The 1,369-nt window shown below is 62.3% G+C and carries 1 protein-coding gene; it reads right to left on the reverse strand.

What is annotated here, in order from left to right; genetic code table 11:
• Positions 1-117: 117 nt before the first annotated feature.
• Entirely contained in the window at positions 118-1,290 is a 1,173-nt protein-coding gene (locus DDE13_RS22380) for an IS5 family transposase (RefSeq protein WP_111406394.1), read from the reverse strand.
• Positions 1,291-1,369: the final 79 nt, after the last annotated feature.

The following is a 1,369-nucleotide window of genomic DNA, read 5'->3' on the forward strand; positions in this document are numbered from 1 at the left end:
TAGCAGGTCGCTGAAATAGTTCCCGAGCTGGAACGCTGTCCCGTTCTCAGTGCCGCATCGACTGACGGTCATGCCTGTCGGCGCGTCCGTGGCTCGCACCTCGGTCCATCTTTCCCGTCATGCTCCCAGCAACCGCGGTAGCCGGGCAAGGTTGTTGGCGGCCATGGTCAGGATGAAGCGGGATCGGACGCGCTCGACGCCCCGATACATGGTCTGAGCCATGCCGCCGACGGTCTTGGCCCAGCCGAACGGCTCTTCGATCTTCTTCCGGTGCTTCTGGGACAGGGCGTAACCTGCATGCCGCGTGGTTCGACCGTCGATCGCTGAATATCTCGCTTTCTGGGCGACATGGGGCGTGACGCAGGCTTGTCGCAGGTCGGATACGAACCCGGCCGCATCATATCCCTTGTCAGCACCCAGCGTCAGCCGCCTGGTGGATCCGGGGGAATGACGATGGACCATGTCCAGCGCTGCCTTGCGTTCGGCATGACCGTCAGCCTGGGTCAGATCACCCTGCACGACAAACCCGTGCCGGTTTTCCATCAGCGCATGGCCCATGAAGCAAAGCACCGCACCCGTGCCGGGGGATTTCTTGTAAAGGCGCGCATCCGGATCGGTGGTCGAGGCATGCGTCGCGTTGGAACGCTTCTCGCCCTTGAAGTCGACCTCGGCATTGCGGTGGTGGCGGTTGTTGCGGGGCATCGGGTCGGTCTCGGCTGGGGTCTCGTAAGGTACGGTCTCAAGGGTGGTACCCGGGGCGGGCGGATCGCCCGGCCCTTCATCGTCAGGCGGGGTGGCCTCGGCCTTCGGCTGGAAACTCTTCATCGATGCCCAAGCCTTGATCAGCGTGCCATCGACCGAGAAGTGTTCATCCGAAAGAAGCGGCGCGACCTCGCGATGCGCCAAGATCGCCGCCATCACCTTGCGTGACATCTCCGTGGTCAGAAGACGGTCGCGGTTCTTTGTAAAGACCGTCGGCACCCACACGGGATCGTCGATGCCGAGGCCCACGAACCAGCGCAATATCAGGTTGTAATCCATTTGCTCCATCAACTGGCGTTCAGACCGGATGGAGAACAGGATTTGCAGCAGGCTTGCCCGGATCAGCCGCTCGGGTGGGATCGAAGGCCGCCCGAAGTCGATGTAAAGCGCCTTGAAATCGGCATCGAGGCTGGCGAGCGCATCGTTGACGACCTGCCGGATCTTGCGCAGCGGGTGCCGTGCCGGGATGCGCTTTTCCAGATCGACATAGCTGAACAGCGACCCGCTCGTCTCGTCCACACCCCGCATCATCACCCCCGCCGTTTCCGTGCCGAGGGTGAATCATGTTCTCAAACCTCTGTCGAGGCTGGACTATTTCAGCGGCCTG

It is taken from the genome of Meridianimarinicoccus zhengii (assembly GCF_003254465.1).
GTDB classification, from domain to species: Bacteria; Pseudomonadota; Alphaproteobacteria; order Rhodobacterales; family Rhodobacteraceae; genus Meridianimarinicoccus; species Meridianimarinicoccus zhengii.